Origin of the sequence: Mesorhizobium sp. M0074, from assembly GCF_040322975.1 — a bacterium.
Classification (GTDB): Bacteria; Pseudomonadota; Alphaproteobacteria; order Rhizobiales; family Rhizobiaceae; genus Mesorhizobium.
In genome coordinates this window covers 1-749 of record NZ_JAMYUM010000091.1, presented here as the reverse complement: position 1 = coordinate 749, position 749 = coordinate 1, and the positions used below count along the sequence as shown (strand labels likewise).

General features: G+C 68.9%; 1 protein-coding gene. It reads right to left on the bottom strand.

Annotated elements, in window-relative coordinates; translation table 11 throughout:
* The coding region (locus tag NKJ73_RS34100; RefSeq protein ID WP_352572780.1) for a phosphopantetheine-binding protein at window positions 1-749 on the bottom strand (749 nt) is incomplete at both ends.

Below are 749 nucleotides of genomic sequence, written 5' to 3'. Positions count from 1 at the left end.
CGACCTCGCGCACCTCCAGGGCCGCCTTGCGCCACACCACCTGCGCCGGGCTCGACAGACCCTCCCAGACAAAGGCCGTACGCAGAATGTCGTGCCGGTCCACCACCTGCTGAACCGCGCCAAGATAGCGCTCCAACAGGCCGCGCTCGGCAAACGCCATCTGCGAGACCAGCAGATACGGATCGCCCTTCGTCGCCAGCAGATGATGGAACAGGATGCCGTCCTGCAGCGGCGACAGGCCATAAATGTCCTGGATGTTGGCGACCCCGCCCGGCACCGTGGCGACGATCCGGTCGATCTCCTGTTGGGTAAGATCGATCAGCGTCAGCATCCGCGGCGTAATCGCCGTGCTCTGCTCGCCGATCAGGTTGGCCGGCACCGCCACCTCGTCATGGCTGCCAAGGCTGGCGGCCAGATCGCAAAGCACCGGCCGGGCGAACAGGGTGCGCACCTCCACCCCCAGCGACAGCCGCCGCAGCCGCTCCATCAGCTGCACCGCCAACAGCGAGTGGCCGCCGAGCTCGAAGAAGTTGTCGTGGCGTCCGACCCGCTCGACCCCGAGCAGCTCCGCCCAGATCCCGGCCAGCGCCGTCTCGACCTCGCCCTGCGGCGCTTCATAGGCGGTGCGCGCATAGGCGTCGTCGTCCGGCGCCGGCAGCGCCTGGCGGTCGAGCTTGCCGTTCGGCGTCAGCGGCAGCGCCGCCAGCCGCACGAACGCAGCCGGCACCATGTAGTCGGGCAGCAGGCTA